21 protein-coding genes and 2 pseudogenes are annotated in these 21,907 nt (G+C 71.8%); 9 read left to right on the top strand and 14 right to left on the bottom strand.

Features of this window, described 5'->3' with window-relative positions:
* The first annotated feature begins 75 nt into the window (after nucleotides 1-75).
* Nucleotides 76-998, top strand: a pseudogene (locus ACFVH0_RS20950) (helix-turn-helix domain-containing protein).
* 32 nt (nucleotides 999-1,030) lie between these two features.
* Here the strand turns inward: ACFVH0_RS20950 and ACFVH0_RS20945 are convergent.
* Nucleotides 1,031-1,792: a class I SAM-dependent methyltransferase gene (locus tag ACFVH0_RS20945; RefSeq protein ID WP_385822179.1), complete on the bottom strand. Its 762-nt coding sequence runs from the start codon at nucleotides 1,790-1,792 to the stop codon at nucleotides 1,031-1,033.
* 149 nt (nucleotides 1,793-1,941) lie between these two features.
* Nucleotides 1,942-2,702 (bottom strand): IS5 family transposase gene (locus tag ACFVH0_RS20940; protein ID WP_385822177.1). Its coding sequence is split into 2 segments (ribosomal slippage): nucleotides 1,942-2,411 and nucleotides 2,411-2,702, totalling 762 coding nucleotides; the frame shifts between segments, so codons are not numbered across the junction.
* Between ACFVH0_RS20940 and ACFVH0_RS20935 the strand changes: the two are divergent.
* A pseudogene (locus tag ACFVH0_RS20935) lies at nucleotides 2,667-3,435 on the top strand (transposase). The gene ACFVH0_RS20940 and the pseudogene ACFVH0_RS20935 sit on opposite strands and share 36 nt — an antisense overlap.
* A gap of 69 nt (nucleotides 3,436-3,504) precedes the next feature.
* On the opposite strand, the gene ACFVH0_RS20930 reads toward ACFVH0_RS20935, so the two are convergent.
* Nucleotides 3,505-3,813 carry a hypothetical protein gene (locus ACFVH0_RS20930; RefSeq protein ID WP_385822175.1) on the bottom strand — a complete coding sequence of 103 codons (309 nt, stop codon included), beginning with the start codon at nucleotides 3,811-3,813 and terminating at the stop codon, nucleotides 3,505-3,507.
* A gap of 784 nt (nucleotides 3,814-4,597) precedes the next feature.
* Between ACFVH0_RS20930 and dhaK the strand changes: the two genes are divergently transcribed.
* Genes dhaK through ACFVH0_RS20915 form a run of 3 tightly spaced genes read left to right on the top strand, consistent with a single transcriptional unit; the run spans nucleotide 4,598 to nucleotide 6,658 of the window.
* The gene (gene dhaK / locus ACFVH0_RS20925; RefSeq protein WP_385822173.1) at nucleotides 4,598-5,590 is read left to right on the top strand and encodes a dihydroxyacetone kinase subunit DhaK; all 993 of its coding nucleotides are present in this window, start codon (nucleotides 4,598-4,600) and stop codon (nucleotides 5,588-5,590) included.
* 46 nt (nucleotides 5,591-5,636) lie between these two features.
* On the top strand, nucleotides 5,637-6,251 hold the full coding sequence (gene dhaL, locus ACFVH0_RS20920; RefSeq protein WP_385822171.1) for a dihydroxyacetone kinase subunit DhaL: 615 nt from the start codon (nucleotides 5,637-5,639) through the stop codon (nucleotides 6,249-6,251).
* The gene (locus tag ACFVH0_RS20915) at nucleotides 6,248-6,658 is read left to right on the top strand and encodes a PTS-dependent dihydroxyacetone kinase phosphotransferase subunit DhaM (protein WP_385822170.1); all 411 of its coding nucleotides are present in this window, start codon (nucleotides 6,248-6,250) and stop codon (nucleotides 6,656-6,658) included. The genes dhaL and ACFVH0_RS20915 overlap by 4 nt, the downstream gene beginning before the upstream one ends.
* A gap of 62 nt (nucleotides 6,659-6,720) precedes the next feature.
* Here the strand turns inward: ACFVH0_RS20915 and ACFVH0_RS20910 are convergent, their stop codons facing one another.
* Nucleotides 6,721-10,170, bottom strand: coding sequence for a phosphodiester glycosidase family protein (locus ACFVH0_RS20910; RefSeq protein ID WP_385822194.1), 3,450 nt, complete (start codon nucleotides 10,168-10,170; stop codon nucleotides 6,721-6,723).
* A gap of 292 nt (nucleotides 10,171-10,462) precedes the next feature.
* Here ACFVH0_RS20910 and ACFVH0_RS20905 point away from each other — a divergent pair, with 292 nt between their 5' ends.
* Nucleotides 10,463-10,975 (top strand): NUDIX domain-containing protein, encoded by a 513-nt coding sequence (locus tag ACFVH0_RS20905; protein ID WP_385822168.1) that lies wholly within the window; start codon nucleotides 10,463-10,465, stop codon nucleotides 10,973-10,975.
* Nucleotides 10,976-11,013: 38 nt separating this feature from the next.
* Here the strand turns inward: ACFVH0_RS20905 and ACFVH0_RS20900 are convergent, their stop codons facing one another.
* Nucleotides 11,014-11,958 carry a M48 family metalloprotease gene (locus ACFVH0_RS20900; protein WP_385822167.1) on the bottom strand — a complete coding sequence of 315 codons (945 nt, stop codon included), beginning with the start codon at nucleotides 11,956-11,958 and terminating at the stop codon, nucleotides 11,014-11,016.
* A 54-nt stretch (nucleotides 11,959-12,012) separates the two neighbouring features.
* Entirely contained in the window at nucleotides 12,013-12,474 is a 462-nt protein-coding gene (locus ACFVH0_RS20895) for a BlaI/MecI/CopY family transcriptional regulator (RefSeq protein WP_385822165.1), read from the bottom strand.
* Nucleotides 12,475-12,588: 114 nt separating this feature from the next.
* On the opposite strand from ACFVH0_RS20895, the gene ACFVH0_RS20890 reads away from it, so the two are divergent.
* Nucleotides 12,589-13,257 (top strand): DedA family protein, encoded by a 669-nt coding sequence (locus ACFVH0_RS20890; RefSeq protein ID WP_385822164.1) that lies wholly within the window; start codon nucleotides 12,589-12,591, stop codon nucleotides 13,255-13,257.
* Nucleotides 13,257-13,859 carry a phosphatase PAP2 family protein gene (locus ACFVH0_RS20885; RefSeq protein ID WP_385822161.1) on the top strand — a complete coding sequence of 201 codons (603 nt, stop codon included), beginning with the start codon at nucleotides 13,257-13,259 and terminating at the stop codon, nucleotides 13,857-13,859. Before ACFVH0_RS20890 ends, ACFVH0_RS20885 begins: the two co-directional genes overlap by 1 nt.
* Before the next feature lie 30 nt (nucleotides 13,860-13,889).
* Here the strand turns inward: ACFVH0_RS20885 and ACFVH0_RS20880 are convergent, their stop codons facing one another.
* The 8 genes from ACFVH0_RS20880 to ACFVH0_RS20845 all read right to left on the bottom strand — a co-directional run bounded on the left by ACFVH0_RS20880 (nucleotide 13,890) and on the right by ACFVH0_RS20845 (nucleotide 21,025).
* Entirely contained in the window at nucleotides 13,890-14,213 is a 324-nt protein-coding gene (locus tag ACFVH0_RS20880) for a DUF6191 domain-containing protein (protein ID WP_385822159.1), read from the bottom strand.
* Nucleotides 14,214-14,329: 116 nt separating this feature from the next.
* A complete protein-coding gene (locus ACFVH0_RS20875; protein WP_385822158.1) occupies nucleotides 14,330-15,370 on the bottom strand; it encodes an NAD(P)-dependent alcohol dehydrogenase in 1,041 nt (346 codons plus the stop codon).
* Between the two features lie 56 nt (nucleotides 15,371-15,426).
* On the bottom strand, nucleotides 15,427-16,200 hold the full coding sequence (locus tag ACFVH0_RS20870) for an SDR family NAD(P)-dependent oxidoreductase (RefSeq protein ID WP_385822156.1): 774 nt from the start codon (nucleotides 16,198-16,200) through the stop codon (nucleotides 15,427-15,429).
* Complete coding sequence (locus ACFVH0_RS20865; RefSeq protein ID WP_385822154.1) at nucleotides 16,197-16,868, bottom strand: TetR family transcriptional regulator; 672 nt, start codon at nucleotides 16,866-16,868, stop codon at nucleotides 16,197-16,199. The genes ACFVH0_RS20870 and ACFVH0_RS20865 overlap by 4 nt, the downstream gene beginning before the upstream one ends.
* Nucleotides 16,869-16,956: 88 nt before the next feature.
* Entirely contained in the window at nucleotides 16,957-18,174 is a 1,218-nt protein-coding gene (locus ACFVH0_RS20860; RefSeq protein ID WP_385822152.1) for a PP2C family protein-serine/threonine phosphatase, read from the bottom strand.
* 189 nt (nucleotides 18,175-18,363) lie between these two features.
* A complete protein-coding gene (locus tag ACFVH0_RS20855) occupies nucleotides 18,364-19,128 on the bottom strand; it encodes a GNAT family N-acetyltransferase (RefSeq protein WP_385822150.1) in 765 nt (254 codons plus the stop codon).
* The gene (locus ACFVH0_RS20850) at nucleotides 19,125-20,045 is read right to left on the bottom strand and encodes a zinc-binding alcohol dehydrogenase family protein (RefSeq protein ID WP_385822149.1); all 921 of its coding nucleotides are present in this window, start codon (nucleotides 20,043-20,045) and stop codon (nucleotides 19,125-19,127) included. Before ACFVH0_RS20850 ends, ACFVH0_RS20855 begins: the two co-directional genes overlap by 4 nt.
* 167 nt (nucleotides 20,046-20,212) lie before the next feature.
* Entirely contained in the window at nucleotides 20,213-21,025 is an 813-nt protein-coding gene (locus ACFVH0_RS20845; RefSeq protein ID WP_385822147.1) for a hypothetical protein, read from the bottom strand.
* Between the two features lie 163 nt (nucleotides 21,026-21,188).
* On the opposite strand from ACFVH0_RS20845, the gene ACFVH0_RS20840 reads away from it, so the two are divergent.
* On the top strand, nucleotides 21,189-21,731 hold the full coding sequence (locus ACFVH0_RS20840) for a hypothetical protein (protein WP_385822146.1): 543 nt from the start codon (nucleotides 21,189-21,191) through the stop codon (nucleotides 21,729-21,731).
* The last annotated feature ends 176 nt before the right edge of the window (nucleotides 21,732-21,907 follow it).

The raw sequence follows: 21,907 nt of genomic DNA, 5'->3' as shown, positions 1-21,907 counted from the left end.
AGTGCGCCTGAAGAAGAATGGCCCAGGACACCGGAGGGATGAACGCCCCCTGCCGCCCCCGAAGCGCGTCGGCCAATGGCCCGGCGCGTCCACGCCGGCGAGGACACCGCCCGCGGTGTCCTCCACAAGTTCAACGAGATCGGGGTGGCCTGCCTGGACCTCGATGGGCGGGAGGCCGTCCCCGCCTGCTCACGGTTGACGACGAGGACTACGTCATTCAGACGGCTACCGCCCGCCCCATCAAGCTCGGCAAGCCCATCACCCGCTGGTCGATCAGGAAGCTCGCCGACCATCTGCGCCGCAACGCCACACGTCCGATACGGATCGGCCGCGAAGCCCCGCGGGGTCTGCTCGCCCGTCGCGGGATCACCTTCCAGCGCACCAGAACCTGGAGGGAATCGAGCGACCCGGGCTTCGACACCAAGCTGGACCGGATCGAGTACGCACTTCATGAGCGGCCCGATCGCACCTTCGCCCTCGATGAGTTCGGGCCCCGGCCGACTGCCGGCCACCTACCACCGCACCCACGGCACCACCTACTTCCATGGCTGTTGCTCGGTCGCCGACGATCACCCTGTGGGGCGTCAACCGGCGCAGCAAGGGCATCGGCGCGACCTGGGCCGCACTTCGCTCGATCCACGCGGCCCGTCCGGACGGCGCGCCGATCCACATGGCCCTGGACAACCTTTCTGCTCACGAGAACTGGCGTATCCCCCGCTGGCGGCGAAGAACAAGGTCGAGCTGTGCTTCACGCCGACCAGCACGCGTGGGCGAACCCGATCGAGGCCCACTTCGGGCCGCTGCGGCAGTTCACCCTCGCCAACTCGAACCGCGCCAACCGCGCAGTCCAGACAAGTGAGTTGCATCGCTGACCGGGCTGGCGGAACCAGAACGCCCGGCACCCCGACAGCCTGGCCGCACAACGCCGCGAACGAGCCCGCATCCGTAGCGAGAAAGGCATACGATTCGGCGGCAGTCCCATCGCCGGGGCGGCCTGACCGTCCTTCCGAATCACAGGACGCTGGGCAGGTCACGGACGAGTGGCCACCAGCAGATCAACCACGTAGGTCTCATCAACCGCCTCGTCGGGGAACATTTCTCCCAGTCGCCTGCGCTCCTTGCGGAGAAAGGCACGCTTGTCATTCTCGGCAAGGACAAGGAACGCCGAGCGGCTGCTGATGTTGGCAAGGTGCGTGTCGAGGGAGACCATACGGCTCCACCGCACCTGGCGGCGCGCCACCCGGAGCCCAGACAGGCCCGCGAGCCGGATAGCGTCGCTGTCATCGGGACGCGCCCGAGAAGTCGGCTTCACCCCGCAGTGTTGCGCGATCCGCTGATGCTGCCCACGTATCCAGGGCACGTCGAAGGCGGTGGTGTTCCACCAGATCGCGAGCGCACCGCCCGGAAGCAGGACCCGCAGCGCTTCCGGGACCGAGCGGGTGGTGTCGGTCCACTGCCAGGACTGCGCGTAGGTGATGAGGTCGTGGGAGGCGTCCGCGAGGGGGAGAGCGTTGCCGTCACCTCTAACGATCGGCACATCCGGGAGCACGGTGCGGAACTGGGCGGCCATGGCGCCGCCCGGCTCAACGCCGATCGCGTCAGCCCCGCGTTCACGCAGCAGAGCGGTGGCGATTCCGGTGCCCGCGCCGACATCGGCGACGCGGGTTCTCGCCAGGGGACGGTTCATGAACTGTTCGATGAAGTCGAAGAGCGCGGGAGGATACGAAGGCCGGCTGGCCGCGTACTGGTCAGCGGCCGCGTTGAACGAATGGGCGCGTGAGCTGGCGGTCATCCCCACATCATTGCCCCTCTGCCCCGCTGACCGCCCACCTCGTTGATCGCTTTCGGTCACAGCTAGCGGCGTGTACGCGCCCGGAGATCGCTCTGGCCCGGGCGCATGACGAAGTCCGCCTTCCGTCCGATCACCTGTTACTGATCAATTCAGAATGAGGTTCGGAGTTGTCGCAAGCAGATGACGCTGCAGGCGAGTTGGAGGAGTCCGAGGTGGAGGTCCGCTCGTATCCCGTAGCGGATCCGGAGGCGTTTGAACCGGTGGAGCCGGGCGAAGGTCCGCTCCACGACCCATCTGGTCTTGCCCAGGCCGGATCCGTGGGCGGCGCCCTTGCGGGCGGTCTTCGGTGTGATGCCACGGGCTCTGAGCAGACGTCGGTACTTGTCGTAGTCGTAGCCACGGTCGGCGAACAGGCACCGTGGCCGGTGACTGGGCCTGCCGACCAGGCCGCGAATGCGGGGGATGGTGTCCAGCAGGGGCACGAGCTGAGTGACGTCGTGCCGGTTTCCGCTGGTCAGCGAGATGGTGAGGGGTGTTCCGTGACGGTCGGTGATCAGGTGGTGCTTGCTGCCAGGCCTCGCGCGGTCGACCGGCGAAGTTCCGGGGTGAGCCCCCCTTTCAGAGCCCGGACGTGCGAGCCGTCGATCGCGGCGTCGTCCATGTCCAGCAGGCCTGCCTTGCGGAGTTCCGCGAGGAGAATGGCGTGCAGGCGGGGCCAGACGCCGGCCTCGGTCCAGCCCCGCAGACGCCGCCAGCATGTCACCCCGCTGCAGCCGATCGTCTCGGCCGGCACGTCCGCCCAGGTCACACCCGTGCGCAGAACGTAGACGATCCCGCGCGGAGCCGCACGGTCGTCCGCCGGCAGCCGGCCCGGATACCGCCGACGCCGCGGCGGTCGAGGCGGGAGCAACGGAGCAACGGAGCAACACGATCCCCCAGGTCATCAGGCACAAGATCATCCGCGTTGCGTCGTGAGGGTGCCGACTCCCCGGGCCGGGGCCGGCCGCGGAGGCTGTCGTTGGGGGACCGGGTGCTGCTGGTTGTCGCTTACTGGCGGACGAACTTGACGATGCGGCAACTGGCCCCGCTGTTCGGGGTGTCGAAGTCGGCCGCAGATCGCCTTATCGACGACCTCGGCCCGAGGTTTGCGCTGCGTCCCCGCCAGCGGTTTGCCAAGGACGCGGTGCTGATCGTGAACGGCACCCTGGTGCCTGCCCGGGACCATAGGGTGGCCGAGCAGTCGAAGAACTATCGCTATTCCACCAATCATCAGGTGGTCATCGACGCCGACACTCGCTTGGTCGTGGTGGTCGGCCGGGCCGTTGCCGGCAATCGCAACGACTGCCGGGCCCGGGCAGAGTCCGGTGCGAAGGCCGCCGTCGGCAACACGATGTCCATCGCCGATGGCGGCTACCCGGGTACCGGGCTCGTCATGCCGCACCGCCGCCGCAAGGGAGAGGATCTGCCCGACTGGAAACAGGCACACAACAAGTCCCACAAGCAGGTTCGCGCCCGTGTCGAGCACACACCTTCGCCCGGATGAAGACCTGGAAGATCCGCGCGACTGCCGCCCGAGAGGCGATGGAGTGCAGCACGCGATGCATGGCATCGCCCGCCTGCACAACCTCGCCCTCACCGGGTAGCCCCACCACGCAGCGGAGCGGGGTCGCGGGCGGCATCGGCCGTACTCGAATGGCGTCGCACGGTGACGGTCAGTAAAGTCGGCACTCCCAGGGCTCGATTTTCGGCTCCCCAGGAGGCAGCTTCCCGGTGCAGTAGCTGTAGAGATAGGTTGCAGCCCGGCGCTCCGCGTACTTCTCATTGACCGGCTCGCCCCGCGCGTCCAGTTCGAGGACGTTGGCGAAGATCGCGACGCAGATCTCCATCTGGGAGGGCGACTCGCGCAGCTCTTCCCAGTAGTCGATCCCGTCCAACATCGGATGGCCCACCGACCCTCGAGCAAGCCATCCGGCGAAGCGTCGCAGGGCTCCCGAAGCGCCATGGCTGAGATGCAAAGACATGCCAAGGAATCTAGTCCCAGTCTTCCCGGATTGATCCTTGGCCCCCCACCTCAGGAGGGCGCCGAGGTCCCTAGGGCGTGGCGTGGATGGTTACGGGACAGCCTTCAGACGGCGAACTCTCGGCTGCCGAACCCAAAAAACTCCGCTACCGGCTCCCGCACGTCGCCGCTTCGATCACCCGGGGCGGCCGCTGCCTCCACCTTCGGATATCGGCGATCTGGCCCTGACGACATGAGCTCACGGCCGCATTCCACCGTCTGGCCACACTGCCCCGCCCCGCCGGCTGACTCGCTGCCCCCGCCCGCCTCGGCTCAAGGACCTTGGAGAACCCGACCCCGCGTCGGGCCCTCACGATGACCACCGGCCGACGCAGCCTCTGAAACGCCGAGGTTAGCCATGGAGGGACGGCAGTGTGCAGGAAGTGTCCTCCCCGGTCCGAGCAGTACCGGCCCGGCGTCCTCGGGGGATGAACGGGCGGACCGGGCCACCTCCCTGGCACACGGTCATGGCGGAAGTGGGATCGCCTGCATCCGACCGGTGACGCACTGGCGCGCGCCCGCACCCTCGCGTCGATAATTGCGGCATGATGCACATTCGCAAAGGTCGCCACCCACCGACCCCACCTGGCGCTCCGTCAGAATACTCGGCAAAGAGTCAGCATCAATACCGCGCGGAACCGCTTCGAACCGCCATGAACCGCCAAGATCAATAATTCGACCCACTCATCCTGACCTGTGAAAACCGCGCTCAACAACTTGCCCGCCAAGCTCACCAGGAGGTACCCGTGAGGATGCTGATCAACGTCCCCGAAACCGTTGTCGCGGACGCACTGCGCGGTATGGCCGCTGCCCACCCCGAGCTGACCGTGGACATCGAGAACCGGGTCGTCGTACGGCGTGACGCGCCCGTGGCCGGGAAGGTGGCGCTGGTCTCCGGCGGCGGCTCCGGGCACGAGCCGCTGCACGCGGGGTTCGTCGGGCCCGGGATGCTCTCCGCGGCCTGCCCCGGAGAGGTCTTCACCTCGCCCGTTCCGGACCAGATGGTGCGGGCCGCCACCGCGGTCGACAGCGGGGCGGGGGTTCTGTTCGTCGTCAAGAACTACACGGGCGACGTGCTGAACTTCGAGATGGCCGCGGAGCTGGCCGAGGACGAGGGCGTTCGGGTCGCCCAGGTACTGGTCAATGACGACGTGGCCGTGACCGACAGTCTCTTCACGGCGGGGCGTCGGGGCACGGGCGCCACCCTGTTCGTCGAGAAGATCGCCGGGGCCGCGGCCGACGAGGGCGCCCCGCTGGAGCGGGTGGAGGCCATCGCCCGGCAGGTGAACGAGGCCTCGCGGAGTTTCGGGGTGGCTCTCGGCGCCGTCACCACACCGGCCAAGGGATCCCCCACGTTCGATCTGCCGCCGGATGAGCTGGAGCTCGGCATCGGCATCCACGGCGAGCCGGGGCGGGAGCGCCGGCCCATGATGACCTCGCGGGAGATCGCGGACTTCGCGGTGCACGCGGTGCTGGACGACCTGCGGCCGAGCGGACCGGTGATCGTGCTGGTCAACGGCATGGGCGCGACGCCGCTGCTGGAGCTCTACGGGTTCGCTGCCGAGGTCCAGCGAGTGCTGTCCGAGCGGAGCGTCGTCGCGGCTCGTACGCTCGTGGGGAACTATGTGACCTCGCTCGACATGGCGGGCTGTTCGGTGACGGTCTGCCAGGTGGACGAGGAGCTGCTGCGGCTCTGGGACGCGCCGGTGGAGACTCCGGCGCTGCGCTGGGGCCGCTGACCCGCCCGTACCGCACTCCGTCCTGCTGGAGCGACAAGGAGATCATGTGCTCGACGCCGAATTCTTCCACCGTTGGATGACCGCGGCCGCGGCTCTGGTGAGCCGTGAGGCGGACCGCCTCACCGACCTCGACTCCGCGATCGGGGACGCCGATCACGGCAGCAACATGCAGCGCGGGTTCGCGGCGGTGACCACCGTCCTGGACAAGGAGCCGCCGCAGACCCCGGGGGCCGTACTGATGCTGGCCGGAAGGCAGTTGATCTCGACGGTCGGCGGCGCTTCGGGCCCGTTGTACGGGACGCTGCTGCGACGTACCGGAAAAGCCCTGGGCGATGCCCCCGCCGTGACGCCGGAGCAACTGGCGGAGGCGCTCGGGGTGGGCGTCGCGGCCGTGGCGCAGCTCGGTGGGGCGCAGGCCGGGGACAAGACGATGCTCGACGCGCTGCTGCCGGCCGCCGAGGCGCTGGGCACCTCGTTCGCGGCGGCCCGGGAGGCGGCCGAGGCGGGGGCGCTGGCGACGGTGCCGATGCAGGCCCGGAAGGGCAGGGCAAGTTATCTGGGTGAGCGCAGCATCGGTCATCAGGATCCCGGGGCGACGTCCTCGGCCCTGCTGATCGCCGCGCTGGCCGATACGGCGGCGGCGGACGGGAGCGGCGCATGAGCGACGGGAATCAGGTCGGGATCGTGCTGGTCTCGCACAGCGGCCCGGTGGCCGAGTCCGTGGCCGAGCTGGCCCGGGGGCTCGCGGCGGGCGGCGCCACGGCACCGGTGGCCGCCGCCGGTGGCACCCCGGCGGGTGGTCTCGGGACGAGTGCGGAACTGATCGCCGAGGCCGCCAGGTCGGTGGACTCCGGCGCGGGCGTCGCGCTGCTGGTCGATCTGGGCAGTGCGGTGCTCACGGTCAAGTCGATGCTGGCCGAGGGTGACGAGTTGCCGGACGGCTCGCGGCTGGTGGACGCGCCGTTCGTGGAGGGTGCCGTGGCCGCCGTGGTCACCGCGTCGGCGGGCGGCGACATCGCGGCGGTGGAGGCCGCGGCGTCGGAGGCGTACGCGTACCGCAAGCTGTAGCCGGGCGGTGCCGCCCGCACCCGTGTCGGGGTGCGGGCGGCACCGGTCCGGTTTCCGGTCCGTCAGGCCGCCGACGCGGTCCCGGCCGCGCCGATCGTGATCCGTACCTGCTGTGTCGTGCCGTTGACCGTCACGGCGAGGGTGATCGTGCCCGGCCGGAGCGCGGTCAGGGTGCCGGTGGACGGGTCGAGGGCCGCGGTGTGGCGGTGGCGGACGCCGCCGCGGCCACCGATGTGCAGGTTCGGCGAGCCGGTCCAGTCCGCGGCCAGGGGGAAGCCGACGGGGACGCTGCGGGATCCCTGGGTGACGGTCGCGGTGACCTTCGTACGGCTTCCGGTGCCGAGCACCGGGGGTGCGTCGATCTTCAGCGCGTCCACGTGTGCGCGGGTCTGTACGGAGATCCAGTCGGGTCCGCCCTGCCACGGCCGTTGCCGCGCCGCGGCCTGTGCTCCGTGGCCGATGCGGTCGGCGCCGATCAGCGACCAGCCGGTGAAGCCGCCTTCGTCCGAGGGCCCGGCCGGTGCCTTGCCGGAGTTGCCGTTGATCAGATACGGCACTCCGTCGACGTGCGAGGCGTGGAAGACCCCGACGTGACCGCCGATGAAGGCCGCGCCCTTGCCCGTCGTACGGCGGAAGTCGGCGAGCCACTGTTCGACCAGGGCCGCCTCCTTGCGGTCCCCGAGCTGGCTGCCCTTCTGCACGGTCGGATCGCGCGGCGGCACGTGCTCGATGAGCATCAGCGAATCGACGGTCCGGTCCTTCGCCGCCGCGTCCAGCTGGGCGCGGAGCTGCTTGATCTGGGCGAAGCCGCCGCCGCGCAGGCTGAGGCCGGAGGTGTCGAGGGTGATGACGCGGGTGCCCTTGTGGTCGAACGTCCGCTGGGCGGGCCCGAATTCGGTGATGAAGTTGTCGATCCGGCCGCCCATCACTTCATGGTTGCCCGGTACGTAGTACCAGGGCAGCGAGTCGCCGAGTTCCTCGGTGAGGACGCGGCGGGCGAAGGCCAGGTCCGCGGGCGATCCCTCGTCGACGAGGTCGCCGTTGATGACCAGGAAGTCCGGGGCCGCCGCCTTGATCTCGCGCAGGGTGCGCCGGGCCTGGGCGACGATCGGGCTGTCCGGGTCGCGGGCGACGAACTGGGCGTCGGACATCACCGCGAACCGCCAGTCCCGGCGCCCGGTCACGGCCGCCGGGTCGATCAGCGGGTCGGCGGGGGCGGCCTGTCCGGGCAGCTCGACGGTGGGCGGAACCTGGGCGGTGAGGTCGTCGATCACGATCTCGCCCGTGTACTGCTGGGCCGCCGAGGTCTCCGCGAGGTAGAAGCGGGACACGGAGAGCGGCATGGCGGCTCCCGGCGGCACCGCGAAGCTGACCTGCCGCCAGCCGTTCCAGGTGACGTACGGTCCGCGCAGCAGTTGATCGGAGCCTGCGGCGTCCTTGAGGTGCAGGGTCGGCCAGGCGCCCCTGCCGTCGCCCTTGATCCACAGTTTGAACGACTGGGGCTGGCCGGGCACGGTGACCGGCTGGGGCGGGGCGGCGTAGGCGGCGCGGGTGGCGGTGGACCGGGTGAAGTCGTAGCCGATCTTCAGTCCGGTGCCGGTGTGCCCGTCGGGCGTGGCCGTCAGCGATCCGTCCGCCCGGGCCTGGCTGAACTTCCAGGACCCGGCGTCGTCGAAGGAGGAGACGGCCTGCTCGGTGAGGCCGACGCTGACGGCGAGGACGGTGCTGGTGCCCGCGACGGTCGCCCTGATCTGTCCGGCGCCGGAGCCGGTGCGTGAGGCGACGGTGAAGGATCCCTGTCCGTCGTCCCGGATGTCGAAGAGGGCGTGGTCGTAGTCGAGCGCGATGTCGCGCGGCTCGACGGGGGCGCTGGTGCCGTGGGCGTCGAGCCCGACGATGCCGAAGGTGCCGGTGGCCCCGGCGTCGGCGAGGCCCACCCGCGCGGTGGTGGGCTGGATCCGGGCCAGCGCGTCGAGGACGGTCACGGAGGTGGTGCCGCGGGCCGGTCCGTGCTCGGCGCGTACGTCGGTGGTGCCGCTGCGGCGTGCGGTGAAGAGCCCGTTGCCGTCGACCGTGCCGACCGATCCGTGTGCGGTGCGCCAGCGCGGGGTGCCCCGCGCGGGGCCGTACGTCTCGTCGTATCCGGTCGCGGTGAGGCGTCGGGTGAGGCCGGGGAAGACCCGGTCGGGGTGGCCGCCCTTGACGGGGTCGACGCCCGGCGCGGCGTCGGCGGGCGTGCGGGGCTGCACCCAGTAGCCCTTCAGCCGTCCGCTGCCGTCGGGGGCGGTGAGGGCGAGGCCGTTGGGGACGGTGCGTTCGCTGCCGTCGGACGGGCTGTTCTCCACCCGGAGCGCGTCGCTGCCGGGCCGACGGGCGACGAGGGTCGACGATCCGCCGCCGTCCAGGTTGAGTGCGCTGTACGAGCCGGCACGCCGCATCATCAGGGCGAGTTCGGTGAGGGTCACGCCGCCGCTGTCGGCCTGCCGTCCGTCGACGGTGAGGATCTGCATGGTCCGGCCGTCCTTGGAGAAGCCGACGGCGGTGCGGGGTGCGGCGGTGTTGTTGCCCTCGCCGTCGTGGTTCTGCGCGACTCCGTCGACGACGAGGAGTTCCCGTCCGCCGACGGCGGTGCGCGGCACGGTCCCGCTGTCGGTGCGTGCCCGGTAGCTCAGGGACACCGGGTCGCCGGGCTTCAGTGCGCCGAGTGCGACGGCGCCCGCCTCACGGCCGACCAGGACCGTGGTGCCTTCGGGGACGGCCCCCGAGCCGGGCGTGGACGAGACGGAGACCACCTTGCCGTCGCGTACGAGTGCTTCGGCGACCGGGGTCGCGCTGTCCACGGTCAGGGTGCGGTCGGCGGTGCCCCAGGCGGAGGTGTACGCGCCGACTCCGCCGGCCGGCACGTTGGCGGCGTTGTACGCGGCGAGCGGCCGCGGTCCGGCGGGCAGGGTGAGCGTGCCCTCGAAGTACAGGTTCAGGATGCGGCCCGCGCTGTCGGGGCCGATGCCGACGGCGCGGTTGATCCCGGGGGCGGGCGACTGGACGGTGGCCCCGTCCTTGATGCCTATCCCCTCGGGCGCGCCGGTCTGGTTGATGTCGAAGAAGTCGGCGTTGATCGCGGCGACGGTGCGGCGGCCGCGGCCCGCGTCGTGTCCGGCGGCGAGTTCGGAGACGGTGTGCCGCTCGGAGACCTTGCCGGAGGAGAGGTAGTCGGCGCGCACGCCGCTGCCGGCGAGGTCGACCGAGAGGTTGTCGACCCGCAGCCACTTGTCGGACTCCAGCCGGTCGTACGAGCTGAGGCGGACCCCGGGGGCGATCGGGCGGGAGGTGCGCGCCGTCTCGATGCCGTCGCCGTCCGCGACCGATCCGGTGGCCCCCGCCGGGTTGCTCGCCGGTGGTGGCGCGAGGGGTCTGAGGATCTCGGCAGAGGTGAGGGGTCGTGGGTCGGGGGTCGAATCGGCGAGCGCGGGAGAGATCGCACCGATGGTCAGGGCGGTCACCGTCGCGAGCAGTACGAGCGGGCGCGCGACCGTACCGCGTCCGCGCGCCGCCCTCCCGTGCGGTCCGGTTGTCCTGCCGACTATGCCAAGGCCCACAAGTCCTCCTGGATTCCCGATGGTTGCGTGGCCCGTTACGGGCGCAGGCGCTGTCGGCGGACAGCATGGCCGCGTGCGCGGGGGCGCACCAGGGGGCATCGGGAACCTCGCGGCGAACAGGACGCGTCGGCTCGATGACGGCGATGATCAGCGCGAAAGGGGTGTCGTCGGCGGTGGTGGGCCCGGGCCGGGACGCAGACTTGACGCCATGCCATCCCAGAAACGCGCCAGGCGCAGTGCGGGTCTTCTCCTGTTCCGACGGTTGAGCGAGCCCGGTTTCGAGGTACTCATCGGGCACATGGGTGGCCCGTTCTGGGCAGCTCGCGAGAGCGCGGCCTGGTCGATCCCCAAGGGTGAGTACGGCCCCGAGGAGGAACCGGAGGCCGCCGCCCGGCGCGAGTTCGAGGAGGAGTTCGGGCATCCGGTGCCGGACGGTGAGTGGGTCGCGCTGGGCGAGGCACGTCAGTCGGGCGGCAAGACCGTGACGGTGTGGGCGCTGGAGGCGGATCTCGACGCCGCGACGGCCGTCCCGGGGACGTTCACCATGGAGTGGCCGAGGGGGTCGGGGGTGCGGCGGGAATTCCCCGAGGTCGACCGGTTCGCCTGGTGCACGCCCCCGGAGGCGGCGGACCGGCTGGTCACGGGGCAGCGGGTCTTCCTCGACCGGCTGCGGGAACACCTGGCGGACGGTCGGGTGACGCCCGATCAGGAGGGGGCCTGAGCAGGCCGCCGGAAGACCGGGCGGCGGGGATCGGTCGGTCAGTGGTGCGTGTTCTCGCCCTGTGCCGCCTCGATGCTGCTGTGCAGATCGCTCGTCGCGTCGAGCGCGGCGGCTGAGGAGGCAACCAGGCAGACCAGCAGCGCCGCGGCCGCGGCACGGCCGGCCCGGGGCCGTACGGCGTCCCGGCCGAGCAACGCGGCGACGCGGCGCGGTACGGGGCCGGCAGCGGCGGCGAGCGCCACCCGTGGGCGGGGCCGCGGGGCGCCTTCGGCGGCGCGTGCGGCGAGGGCGGCCCGGCCGATGGCCCGGGCGGCGATCCGCCGGTCGCCGACCGCATCGGCTGCCGCCTCGTCTGCTCGGCGTTCCAGGGCGTAACACATGGGGGCGCGCAGGGAACGCAGCGCCGGATGGCAGAGCGCGGCGGCCTCGATCGCGGCGATGAACAGATGGTGGCGGCCCACGAGATGGGCGCGTTCGTGCGCCAGCAGGGCATCGCGTTCGGCGGGGTCGAGAGCGCGCAGCATTCCCGTGGTGACGACGATCCGGCCGGGAGTGCCGGGCCGGCCGGGCAACGCGTAGGCGTCGGGGCGGCTGTCGCGCAGCACGGCCAGCTCGCCGTCGGCGCGCCCTTCGAGCCGTCCGGCCCGGCGCAGCTCCGCCCAGTGGCGGCGGGCCGCGCGGACGACGGCGGCGGCGCAGCCCACCAGGAGGGCCAGTGCGGTGGCGGCCAGCGGCACGGTGGCCGCCGGGACGGCGTCGGAGAGCGGCCTGACCAGCTCGCCCAGGGCAAAGACCAGGGAGAACCGGGTCGCGCCGGGCACCACCAGCAGGGCCAGGGCGAGGATGCTGCACAGGGCCAGGCCGACACCCGTCGCGGCGAGCAGTCGTACGGCACGTACCGGCGAGAGCGCGTCCGCCATACGGCGGGCCGCGGGCACCACCAGGAACGGCATCAGCAGCGGCACCCACACGGCGTAGATCACGGGACCTCCCTGCACCCGGTGTGGATCATGAGGTCTCGCCGTGGCCTGCGGGGTTCATGAGGTCTCCCCGTCGAGGAGGTCCCGGAGGAGTTGTTCGTCCTCGTCGGTGAGCTGTGAGACGAAGCGGGCCAGGGCGGTGCTTCGGTCCTCCTGCTTCCGCAGCTCGCTGTGCATGCGGCGGGCGGTCAGTCCGGGCTCGTCCTCGGTGGGCGTGTAGGCGAATCCGCGGCCGGCCCGGGTGCGGTCGACCGCACCCTTCTCGTACAGGCGCGACAGGATCGTGGTGACGGTGGTGCGGGCGAGTTCCGCGCCGATCGCGCCCTGGACCTGGCCGGGGGTGAGCGGCGTTCCGGCGGCCCAGAGCGCCGCCAGGATCGTGGACTCCAGCTCGCCGGCGGGCCGGCGCTCCACTGCTGCGGGGTGTGGTGACGGACGGTGCGGGGCCGCTTCCGGTGCCGGTTCGTCGTGCGGGCGGGGGCCGGGTCCGCCGTTCGATATCCCCTTCACCTGGGACATGGGAACTCTCCTCCCCCTTCGGGCGTCTACAGTGATGTAGACCGTCTACATCACTGTAGTCAGTCCGGGCGTTCCGTCGGGCCGCCCGCTCACCATTATGGGAGACCTTCCACCGTGTCCGTATTCTCACTGGCGTCCGCGCCACAGGCGGTGAACCTGCTGGACGCCGGGTCGCTGCTCGGAGCGTTCGGCGCGCTCGGCATCGCCGTCGTGCTCTTCGCCGAGACGGGACTGCTCGTCGGCTTCTTCCTCCCCGGCGATTCACTGCTGTTCACGGCGGGCCTGCTCTGTGTGTCCGGCGCCGACGGTCCGGTGCGGCTGTCATTGCCGCAGGTGCTGGTCGCCGCCGTGGCCGGCGCACTGCTGGGCGCCCAGGCGGGCTACTGGATCGGTGAACGGGGCGGGAGGGCCCTGCTCGCCCGCAGCCGTTCCGGACGGCTTCGCGAGGGCGCCGCCCGCGCCGAGGAGCTCCTCGGCAGATACGGTCACGCGCGGGCGATCGTGCTGGCCCGTTTCGTACCCGTCGTGCGTACGGTGCTCAACCCGCTGGCCGGGGCACTCGGCGTCCCGGCCCGGGTGTTCACGCTCTGGCAGGCCGTCGGCGGCGTGGTCTGGACCGTCGGGCTGGTCCTCGCGGGGTACGCGCTGGGTTCCTCGGTGCCGAACGTCGACCGCTATCTGCTGCCGATCGTCGCCCTCGTGGTCGTGGTCTCCCTCGTCCCGCTCGCCGTCGAGCTGCTCCGCTCCCGGGGCCGTCGCACCACCGAAGGGGAGAACAGCTGATGCCGCTCGCCTCCGTCGCCACCTCGACCGACGGTGCTCTGTACACCTGGATCACCGAGCTGGCGCAACGCTCCCCCACCGCCGTGGACTCCGCCATCCGGATCTGGTCGGACTACGGGCTCCTCGTTTTCGCCGCGCTGATGCTCGCGTCCTGGTGGCGCTCCCGCTCCGGTGATCCCGCCCGCACCGCCACGGCGCTCTGCGCCCCGCTCGTCGTGGTGGCCGCGTACCTCGCCAATGACCTGGTGAAGTCGGTCTTCCACGAGCAGCGGCCGTGCCAGACCCTCCATGTCGTCACCGTGGAGGCGTGCCCGGCGCTCGGTGACTGGTCCTTCCCCAGCAACCACGCCGCCATCGCGGCGGCCGCGGCGACGGCGGTCTGGCTGACCGACCGCAGGCTCGGAGCGATCGCGGTGCCCGCCGCCGTGCTGATGGCGGCGTCCCGGGTGTGGATCGGTGTGCATTACCCGCACGATGCGCTGGTCGGGCTGGTGACCGGCGCGCTCGTCGGCCTGCTGCTGACGGTGGCGGCACGGCGCTGCGCCCCGGCGGTGGTCCGGCTGCGCGGCACTCCGCTGCGGCCGTTGGTGGCGACGCGGTGAGCAGGGACGCTCCTGAGAGGCGGGCAGGGGCTACCGGGTGGCGCCGCCGGGGAGGCGGATGACGGCACGGCCGCCGTCGAGGTCGACGGTGGAGCGGTGGGGCGGGGCGCCGTCCTCCTCGTCGTCGCGCATCAGCAGCGCGCTCTGGCGCTCCTTGAGCTCGCTCTGCTTGCCGGGCGAGAAGCTCGCGTGCAGCTGCTCGAACCCCGTCGCCGACACCTGCCCCTGCCGTGCGCCGTTGCGCCACGGCAGCAGGCCGGCCCGGCCCGCGCGCAGCATCAGCTGGTCGAGAAACGCGACCGCGGTCAGCGCGATCACGAGTCCGGGCAGGGTCATCAGCGCGACGAATTCCATCCGCCCAGTCTCCCGAACGGGCGGCGCGCCGCACATCGGTCGGGGGTATGACAATGCGGGCCGCCGCACCGTGCGACGGCCCGCATGGCCGTGAGCGAGAAGGAGTTCCCGGCCGGTCAGCCGTTGGGGAGGATGACCGCGCGGCCGTTGATCCTGCCGTGGTGGAGTCGCTCGTACGCCAACGGCGCCTCGTCCAGGGAGTACGTCTCCACATGGACCTCGACCGCTCCGGCGCGGGCGAGGTCGAGCACCTCGGCGAGCTCGGAGCGCGATCCCCAGTAGGGCGAGGTCACCGTCGTGTTGTACGGCAGCGAGCCGAAGCCGACCGGCAGCGCACCGCCGCCGAGGCCGACGATCGTGACGTCGGAGTCGATGGCGGCAGCGGCCCCGGCGGTGGCGACGGTGGGCGGCGCTCCGACGAAGTCGAGGATGACCTGTGCGCCGGTTCCGCCGGTGAGTTCGCGGACCTTCGCCGCGGCGTCCTTGTCGGACAGCACGGTCTCGTGTGCGCCGACGGTACGGGCGAAAGCGAGCTTGTCCTCGGTGACGTCGAGGGCGATGACCCGGACGGCCGTCATGGCGCGCAACAGCTGGATCGCGACATGGCCCAGGCCGCCGGTGCCGATGACCACGGCGGTGGCGCCCGGCACCAGCTTGGGCAGCGAGCGCTTGATCGCGTGGTACGGGGTCAGACCCGCATCGGTGAGGGGAACGGTCTGCACCGGGTCGAGGCCGGCGAGGGGCACCAGGTGGCGCGGGTCGTCGACGATCATGTATTCGGCCATGGCGCCGGGCGCGCCGAGTCCGGGCGGGGCGATGCCCAGCTCCTTGGCGCGCAGGCAGTAATTCTCCTTGCCCTCGGCGCACTTGACACAGGTGCCGCAGCCCCAGGGGCCGTAGACCGCGACGGAGTCTCCGACGGTGAGCCCGCTCACCCCGTCACCGAGGGCGGCGACGGTGCCCACGCCCTCGTGACCGAGGGTGAGCGGCAGCGGGAAGGGGATCTGGTCGGCGGGCCGGCTCATCACGGCGATGTCCGAGTGACAGACGCCCGCGGCGGTGACCTTCAGCATCACCTGGCCGGGGCCGGGCTCGGGGTCGGGCACGGTGACGACCTCGGGTGCGGCGCCCACGGTGCGGTACTGAACGGCCTTCATGGAATTCTCCTCACGTTCTTTGCTCCATTACTCGCCCCCGTTCCCCCGCCCGGCGGTCAGGAGGCGGAGTAGCCGCCGTCCACCAGGTGGTAGCTGCCGTGGATGAAGGAGGCTCGGTCGGAGAGCAGGAAGGCGGCGAGTTCGGCCACTTCCTCCGCCTTGCCGAGGCGTCCGGCCGGGTGCAGCGAGACCAGGTGGTCGCGGGCCGCGCTGTCGGTGTTGCGCAGCAGCGGGGTGTCGATGAAGCCGGGGCCGACGGCGTTGACCCGGACGTTGCGGGCCGCGTATTCGAGGGCCGCCGTCTTGGTGAGGCCGACGACGCCGTGCTTGGCGGCCACGTAGGCGGGCGATCCGGCGAAGCCGTTGGTGCCGAGGATCGACGACATGTTGACGACGGCGCCACCGCCGGCCGCGACGATGGCGGGAAGCTCGTAGCGCATCGAGTAGAAGACGCCGCTGAGATTGGTGGCGACGACCCGGTTCCAGTCGTCGATGCCGTACTCACCGGTGGGGTTGCTGGGGCCACCGATGCCCGCGTTGTTGACGGCCAGGTGCAGGGCGCCGAAGGTGTCGACGGCGAACTGCACGCCCGCTTCGACGGAGGCGGGGTCGGTCACGTCCATGGCGACCGCGGCGGCCCTGGCGCCGGCGCTCTCCAGTTCGGCGACCGCCTTGCGGGCACTGGCCTCGTCGTAGTCGGCGACGACGACGGACGCGCCGCCCGCGGCCAGCCGGTGGGCCAGGGCCAGTCCGATGCCGGAGGCGCCGCCGGTGATGAGGGCGGTCCTGCCGGCGAACTCCTGCTCGGCAGGGGTGGGGGTGGTGCTCATGATTCTGTGCTTCCTTCCGTGGTGCTGTGCGGCGCCTGCCCGGCGGGAGGCTGCGCGAGCAGTTCCCCGGCGAGGGCGTCGAAGGCCTGCCTGATCAGTCGGGGCAGGCCGTCCGGTTGCCCGGCGCGTGCCCACGCGGCCTGGGCCGCGAGGAGTGCTCCGGCGCCCGCGGCGACCGTGACGGCGGGGCGGATGTCCCGCCGCGGGTCGACCCCGAGCCGGTCCGCGACGATGGCGACCGACTCCTCCTGGGCGTCCACCCGGATGTGGTGGAACGCCGCGTAGAGGGTCGGTTCCTGTTCGGCGAGGACCAGCAGGTCGAAGATCCGCTCGCGCCGGTGCCAGGCGAGCGCGCCTGGGTCTTCGAGCCAGTCGAGTACGGCCCTGCGGTAGGCGATGAGCGGGGGCTCGTCGGCGGGGCGGGCCCGCAGGGCGTCGTTGATCCGGTCACCGTCCCCCCGGAGCGAGTCCAGGACCGCGGCTTCCTTGCTCGTGAAGTACCGGCTGAAGGTGCGCCGGTCGACGTCCGCGCGTTCCGCGATCTCCTCGACCGTCACATTCCGCAGGCCCCGGTCGAGTACGAGATCGAACGCGGCCTGCGCCAGTGTGTCCCGGGTTCTGCGGGCCTTGCGGCTCCGCCGCTCCGGGGTCTTCCGTTCCGGATTCATAAGTGCACCGTACACCTGAAAATGTCCCGACGCGACATGAGTCTCGTCGGGACATTCGATCCTCATCGGGGCCGTCCTCCCAGCCCGGTCACCGGCTGCTGAACGCCACGGCCGACCGGCGGGCGCCGTGGCCGGCCGTCCCGGTCCGGTGCGGGGTGCCGGCCGGGGCCCGGCGCAGTGCGAGCACGGCGATGTCGTCACGCCGTACGCCGCCGGAGAACGTCTCCAGGTCCGCGTGGAGCTCTTCCAGGAGCTCGACCTGCCCCAGCTCCGCCCAGTGGCCCAGCCGGGTGTCCAGCGGGTAGAAGGCGCCGGACGGGTCACGGGCCTCGGTCACCCCGTCGGTGCAGAGCAGGAGCGTGGCGTCGGCCGGGAAGTCGAGCAGTTCCGCGCCCCGCGCCTCGGGGCTGAGCTCCGCCATGCCCAGCGGGACAAAGGTGCGGCGCAGCGGGAGCGCGCGGACCGCTCCCCCGTGCAGCAGCCGGGGCGACAGGTGGCCGCAGTTGACGGCCTGGACCCGGTCGCCCCCGTCGAAGCCGAGCACCAGGGCGGTGACGAAGCGTTCGATCTCGCCGGTCTGGGCGGAGAACGTGTTGTGCCGGGCGACCGCGTCCTCCAGAGCGTCGACCACCCCGGTCAGTTCGGGCTCCCGGATGGCCGCTTCCCGGAACGCTCCGAGCACGGCGAAGCCCACGCCGATCGCGGCTAGTCCCTTGCCCTGTACGTCGCCGATGATCACCCGGGTTCCGTAGGGCGACTCGACGACCTCGTAGATGTCGCCGCCGACCAGGCGGTCCTCCTCGATCGGGGTGTAGATGCCATGGGTGAGGACCTGGTCGGTCAGGATGGGCAGCGGGCGCAGGATCTGGCGCTGGAGCGCTCCGGCGGCGGAGCGCAGCCGGGCGATCTGGGTGGCGTGGCGGATCCGCAGCACGCAGGCGCCCACCCCCAGGAAACAGGCCAGCACGGTGAAGGCGACGCTGGTGACGGTGTCCCAGAAGGTGCCGCCGTCCACCAGGCGTGAGCAGGCGACGACGACCGTGACCCAGCTGGCCACGCCGATGGTCTGCCGGACCGTGCCGAAGACGGAGACCAGGGCGGGGATGACCACCAGCAGGGGGATGAGGTGCAGGTCCTCCCCGGTCCGGAAGTCCAGGAGGCCGACCAGTGCGGTCAGGAGTGCCAGGCCGCCGAACAGCGCCGGGTTCCCGACCCGCTTCCTGCCCACGGCGGCCTCCCCCGGGTCCGTGGTGCCCGGAGGCGTCACTTCACACGTCACCCGTCGGCACTGAAGCCCGATGGTCACGGCCGACCACTCCCGTCCTCGGCCGACCCGGTGCCGGCGTCCGATTCCAGTCCACCCGGTTCGCGGGGGGCGGAACACGAGGCTTACGGCCCGATGGGCACGGCCGAAGGTCCCCCGTGCGGGGCGGGTGGGGACCTTCGGCCCGGGTGTTCCGGACCGAAGGTCCCGCACCGGGGCGCGGTGCCGGGGTCAGCGCGCGGCGGTCGCGCGGGGCTCGCGGTCGCCGCCGGGGGCCGGCAGGCGCGTCGACAACCGCTTCGGTGCGAGCGCCGAGAGGAAGGACGTCCGGCGGCGGAGCACGAATCCCAGGGACTCGTAGAGCCGGACGGCGTTGGTGTTGGAGGCGGCGGCGTGCAGGAACGGCGTCTCACCGCGCTGCCTGATCTCGTGGGCGACGGCGTGCACCAGTCCGGTGCCGAGCCCCTGGCCGCGTACGGACTCGTCGGTGCAGACGGCACTGATCTCGGACCAGCCCGGCAGGTGCAGCCGTTCGCCGGCCATCGCGACCAGCACCCCGTCGCGCCGTACCCCGAGGTAGGTGCCGAGTTCGACGGTACGGGGCAGGAACGGCCCCGGCCGGGTGCGCTCGACCAGTTCGAGCATTTCGGGCACGTCGGCGGGTCCGAGCCGTACGGCCCCGGGGAAGGGCGCTGCCGCGACTTCGGCGTCGACGAGCTGGACTCCGTCGGCCCGGAAGACGATCTCCCAGTCGTCGGGCGGCGGCTCGTGAAAGGCGGTGATGGTGACGGCGCCACCGGGTCCGACGAGCGCCGCCGCGTCGTCCCAGTCCCGGGCCAGTGGGGCGTCCGGGATCGCGACCCACGGGGCCACGTCCGCCCGGTAGCGCAGGATTCGGCCGCGGCGCTCGGCGAAGTGGGCGTGCGGGCCGGTCAGCGCGGCGCGGACCGGGCTGTCCAGCGGGTGCATCTCACCGGCGGGACGCTGCGCGCTCATGCGACGACCTCGATCACGATCTTGCCGAGGGTGTGGCCGCTCTCCACGGCACGCAACGCCTCTCCCGCCCCGGTGAGCGGGAAGGCCCGGTTCACATGGGTGCGCAGGGCGCCGGTGACGACGAGCTTCGCCACCTCGTCGAGGACCGCCGCGTTGCGGGCCCGCTCGACGGCCGCCCCGCCCAGCTCCACGGCCAGCGGCTTGTCCCCGGCGCTGATCAGCGCGGCCGGGTCCGCGAGCAGCGGGGCCACGGCCCTCAGCGTGTCGCCGCCGACCAGGTCGAAGACCGCGTCCGGTCCTTCGGGGGCCGCCGCCCGCACCCGGTCGGCGAGGTCGGGGCCGGACGCGACGTGCACCGCGCCCAGCGACTCGACGAAGTCCCGCTTGGCCGCTCCGGCGACTCCGATGACCTGGACGCCCGCGTGCCGGGCGAGCTGCACCGCCGCGGCTCCCACACCGCCCCCGGCGCCGGTCACCAGCAGGGTCGATCCGGGGGCGAGGCCGAGCTGGCGCACGCCGTCGTACGCGGTGGCCGCCGCGACCGGCAGTACCGCCGCGTCGGTGAACGACAGCTCGTCCGGCTTGTGCGCGGTCACGGCGACGGGCAGCAGTGTGTACTCGGAGTAGCCGCCGGTCACCGGGTTGCCGAAGACCGCGTCCCCGATCGCGAACCCTTCGACGCCCGGGCCGATGCCCTCGACCACTCCGGCGGCCTCGCTGCCGAAAACGGTGGGGAAGGGCTGCAATTCGCTGCCGGGCCTGATGTACCCCGTGCGCAGCTTCCAGTCGACCGGGTTGACCCCGGCCGCCCGCACCGCGACGAGCAGCTCACCCGGACCGGGCACGGGTACGTCCTGTTCGATGAGTGCCTCCACCTCCGGTCCGCCGTGGCGGGTGAACACGTACGCCTTGGGCATGAGCTCCCTCTCTCCTGCTGCACGGCACCGGCGGCCTGGCCGGTCGTCGGTCTCACAGCAGCAGGAAGGCCCTGGTCCGGGCACGTATTCCCGGCCGGGTGGAGCGTTCATCGGACCGCAATGAATCGATTTGCGTCCGCGTGACCCGGAGGCCGGTGATTCAGGGGTCAGTGCCTCAGGCCCGCCATCAGGTCGCGCATGTCGCTGATCATCGCGGACTGGAACGGGGAGAGATCGGAGATGTCCGGCCCGTCGTCGGACGGGGGTTCGCTCCCGTCACCGTCGTACTCCGTATAGGCGTCGAGACTCAGCGAGAAGACCGCGCCGCCTTCCCGTACCCGTAGTTCCGCGGTGCCGCCGTACTGCGTCAGCAGGTACGCGCTGTCGCCGAGGTTCGGCACCTTCTCCACCTTCGCCTCGTCGCCGGCGGCGGATTCGGTCACCCCGCGCATCGCCTCGAACTCGGCAGCGGGGTCGGTCCTCTTGTGCAGGGCCACGGTGACTCCGACGGAGTATCCGGTGTACCAGCGGCTCCTGACCGACTTCTCGGCGCCCTTCACGGATGTCGCCCGAAGGGTGAGGAAGCACCTCGCCCGGTCCAAGGCCGGATCGTTCAGCAGCTCCGGTCCGATCCCTGGCGTTGGCTCCCTGGGTGAGATCGCCGAGCCCAGCGCCTTCAGCCGCACGGTCGGGCACGGATCCTCGTTCAGCCGGTAGCCGTGCATGTCCGGCTTCCGGTCGTCGACCGGATTCAGGTACAACGCGCCCGCCCAGACGGCCGAGGCCAGCACGGCTCCGCCCAGCGCCCACCACCACGGACGGGGCGGCCTGGGTTCCCGGGCGGGTTTCCGGTCGAAGTCGCCCACCACCTCCCCCGCCCCGACCGCACCGAACTCGTCCGCCATCTCCGGCTCGGATATCACCTGTGCCCCCTCGGCCGCGCGATCCGTCCACCACATGATGGTCCACAGAACAGCCACAGGATTCGAGGGTGCCGCACGGCAGCGGATCGCCGGCTGTACGGACGCGCTGTCCGGCCACAGCGGTGGACCTGCGAAGATGTCGCGGCCCCACGGCTGCGCGTCGCCCGGGGCAGGCCCTCGGGTGACAGTGGACGCGCGGGGCACGGGCGGGGAGAAACACATGAGGGCGTCGTTCGCCGTAATGCGCCGTGGGCTGCTGTTCGGCCTCCGGGCCGGGGCGATCCCGGCCGGGATCTGCGCGGTGCTGTGGGCGGCGATCGCGCTGTCCGGGCTGTCCGGGCAGCCGCTGGAAAGCACCTTCGAGAAGCCCGCGGCGGGACTCGTCGCCGTACTGGGTTCCCTCGCCGTCGGCGCGGCGGTGGGCCTGGTGACCGGCGCCGTACTGGCCGTCGCGCCCCCTCGCATGCTCGGCTCCGCCCTCGCCCGTGGCCTGAGCTGCTTCGTGGTGGGGACCACGTTGTCCGCGGGCGAGGTGGTGGTGATGGACGTGTCGTCGGAGGGCGGTTACGGACCCGTCGTCCTCGCAGTGCTGGCCATGCCGGTGGTGGGGGCCGTCACGGCGGCGCGCAGCCGGTCCATCGCGGCCGCGCGCCTCGGTGGTGGGGCCGTCGCCGGATACGGGGACGCGGATACGGACGGGGGTACGGGTTCGGGTTCGGGTCCGGGTTCCGGCTCCCGCTCGGCTTCCGGTTCGGGGCGATGAAGCCGGCTCCTGGTCGAAGTTGCCGTCTTTCTCCCGAACCTGCGACATCGGCGTCGGGACACCGTCGATTTCAACTCAACTACCGCTGGATATGCGCCGGTCGGTCCCCATTGCCCCCTCGGCTGTGGCAGTCTGGTCAGCGACCGCCCCACCGGGCTCCCCCGTACCGGTGGGGC

The sequence above is a fragment of the Streptomyces sp. NPDC127117 genome (genome assembly GCF_042677325.1).
Lineage (GTDB): Bacteria > Actinomycetota > Actinomycetes > Streptomycetales > Streptomycetaceae > Streptomyces.
The sequence above is the reverse complement of the archived record's forward strand: the minus strand, read 5'-3'. Positions and strand labels throughout refer to the sequence as shown.

Bases quoted from the DNA above. Each gene is read 5' to 3' on its own strand.
- ACFVH0_RS20945 (WP_385822179.1), bottom strand. From the start codon at position 1,792: ATGACCGCCAGCTCACGCGCCCATTCGTTCAACGCGGCCGCTGACCAG.
- ACFVH0_RS20930 (WP_385822175.1), bottom strand. From the start codon at position 3,813: ATGTCTTTGCATCTCAGCCATGGCGCTTCGGGAGCCCTGCGACGCTTC.
- ACFVH0_RS20915 (WP_385822170.1), top strand. From the start codon at position 6,248: ATGAGCGACGGGAATCAGGTCGGGATCGTGCTGGTCTCGCACAGCGGC.
- ACFVH0_RS20905 (WP_385822168.1), top strand. From the start codon at position 10,463: ATGCCATCCCAGAAACGCGCCAGGCGCAGTGCGGGTCTTCTCCTGTTC.
- ACFVH0_RS20895 (WP_385822165.1), bottom strand. From the start codon at position 12,474: ATGTCCCAGGTGAAGGGGATATCGAACGGCGGACCCGGCCCCCGCCCG.
- ACFVH0_RS20885 (WP_385822161.1), top strand. From the start codon at position 13,257: ATGCCGCTCGCCTCCGTCGCCACCTCGACCGACGGTGCTCTGTACACC.
- ACFVH0_RS20880 (WP_385822159.1), bottom strand. From the start codon at position 14,213: ATGGAATTCGTCGCGCTGATGACCCTGCCCGGACTCGTGATCGCGCTG.
- ACFVH0_RS20875 (WP_385822158.1), bottom strand. From the start codon at position 15,370: ATGAAGGCCGTTCAGTACCGCACCGTGGGCGCCGCACCCGAGGTCGTC.
- ACFVH0_RS20870 (WP_385822156.1), bottom strand. From the start codon at position 16,200: ATGAGCACCACCCCCACCCCTGCCGAGCAGGAGTTCGCCGGCAGGACC.
- ACFVH0_RS20865 (WP_385822154.1), bottom strand. From the start codon at position 16,868: ATGAATCCGGAACGGAAGACCCCGGAGCGGCGGAGCCGCAAGGCCCGC.
- ACFVH0_RS20855 (WP_385822150.1), bottom strand. From the start codon at position 19,128: ATGAGCGCGCAGCGTCCCGCCGGTGAGATGCACCCGCTGGACAGCCCG.
- ACFVH0_RS20850 (WP_385822149.1), bottom strand. From the start codon at position 20,045: ATGCCCAAGGCGTACGTGTTCACCCGCCACGGCGGACCGGAGGTGGAG.
- ACFVH0_RS20840 (WP_385822146.1), top strand. From the start codon at position 21,189: ATGAGGGCGTCGTTCGCCGTAATGCGCCGTGGGCTGCTGTTCGGCCTC.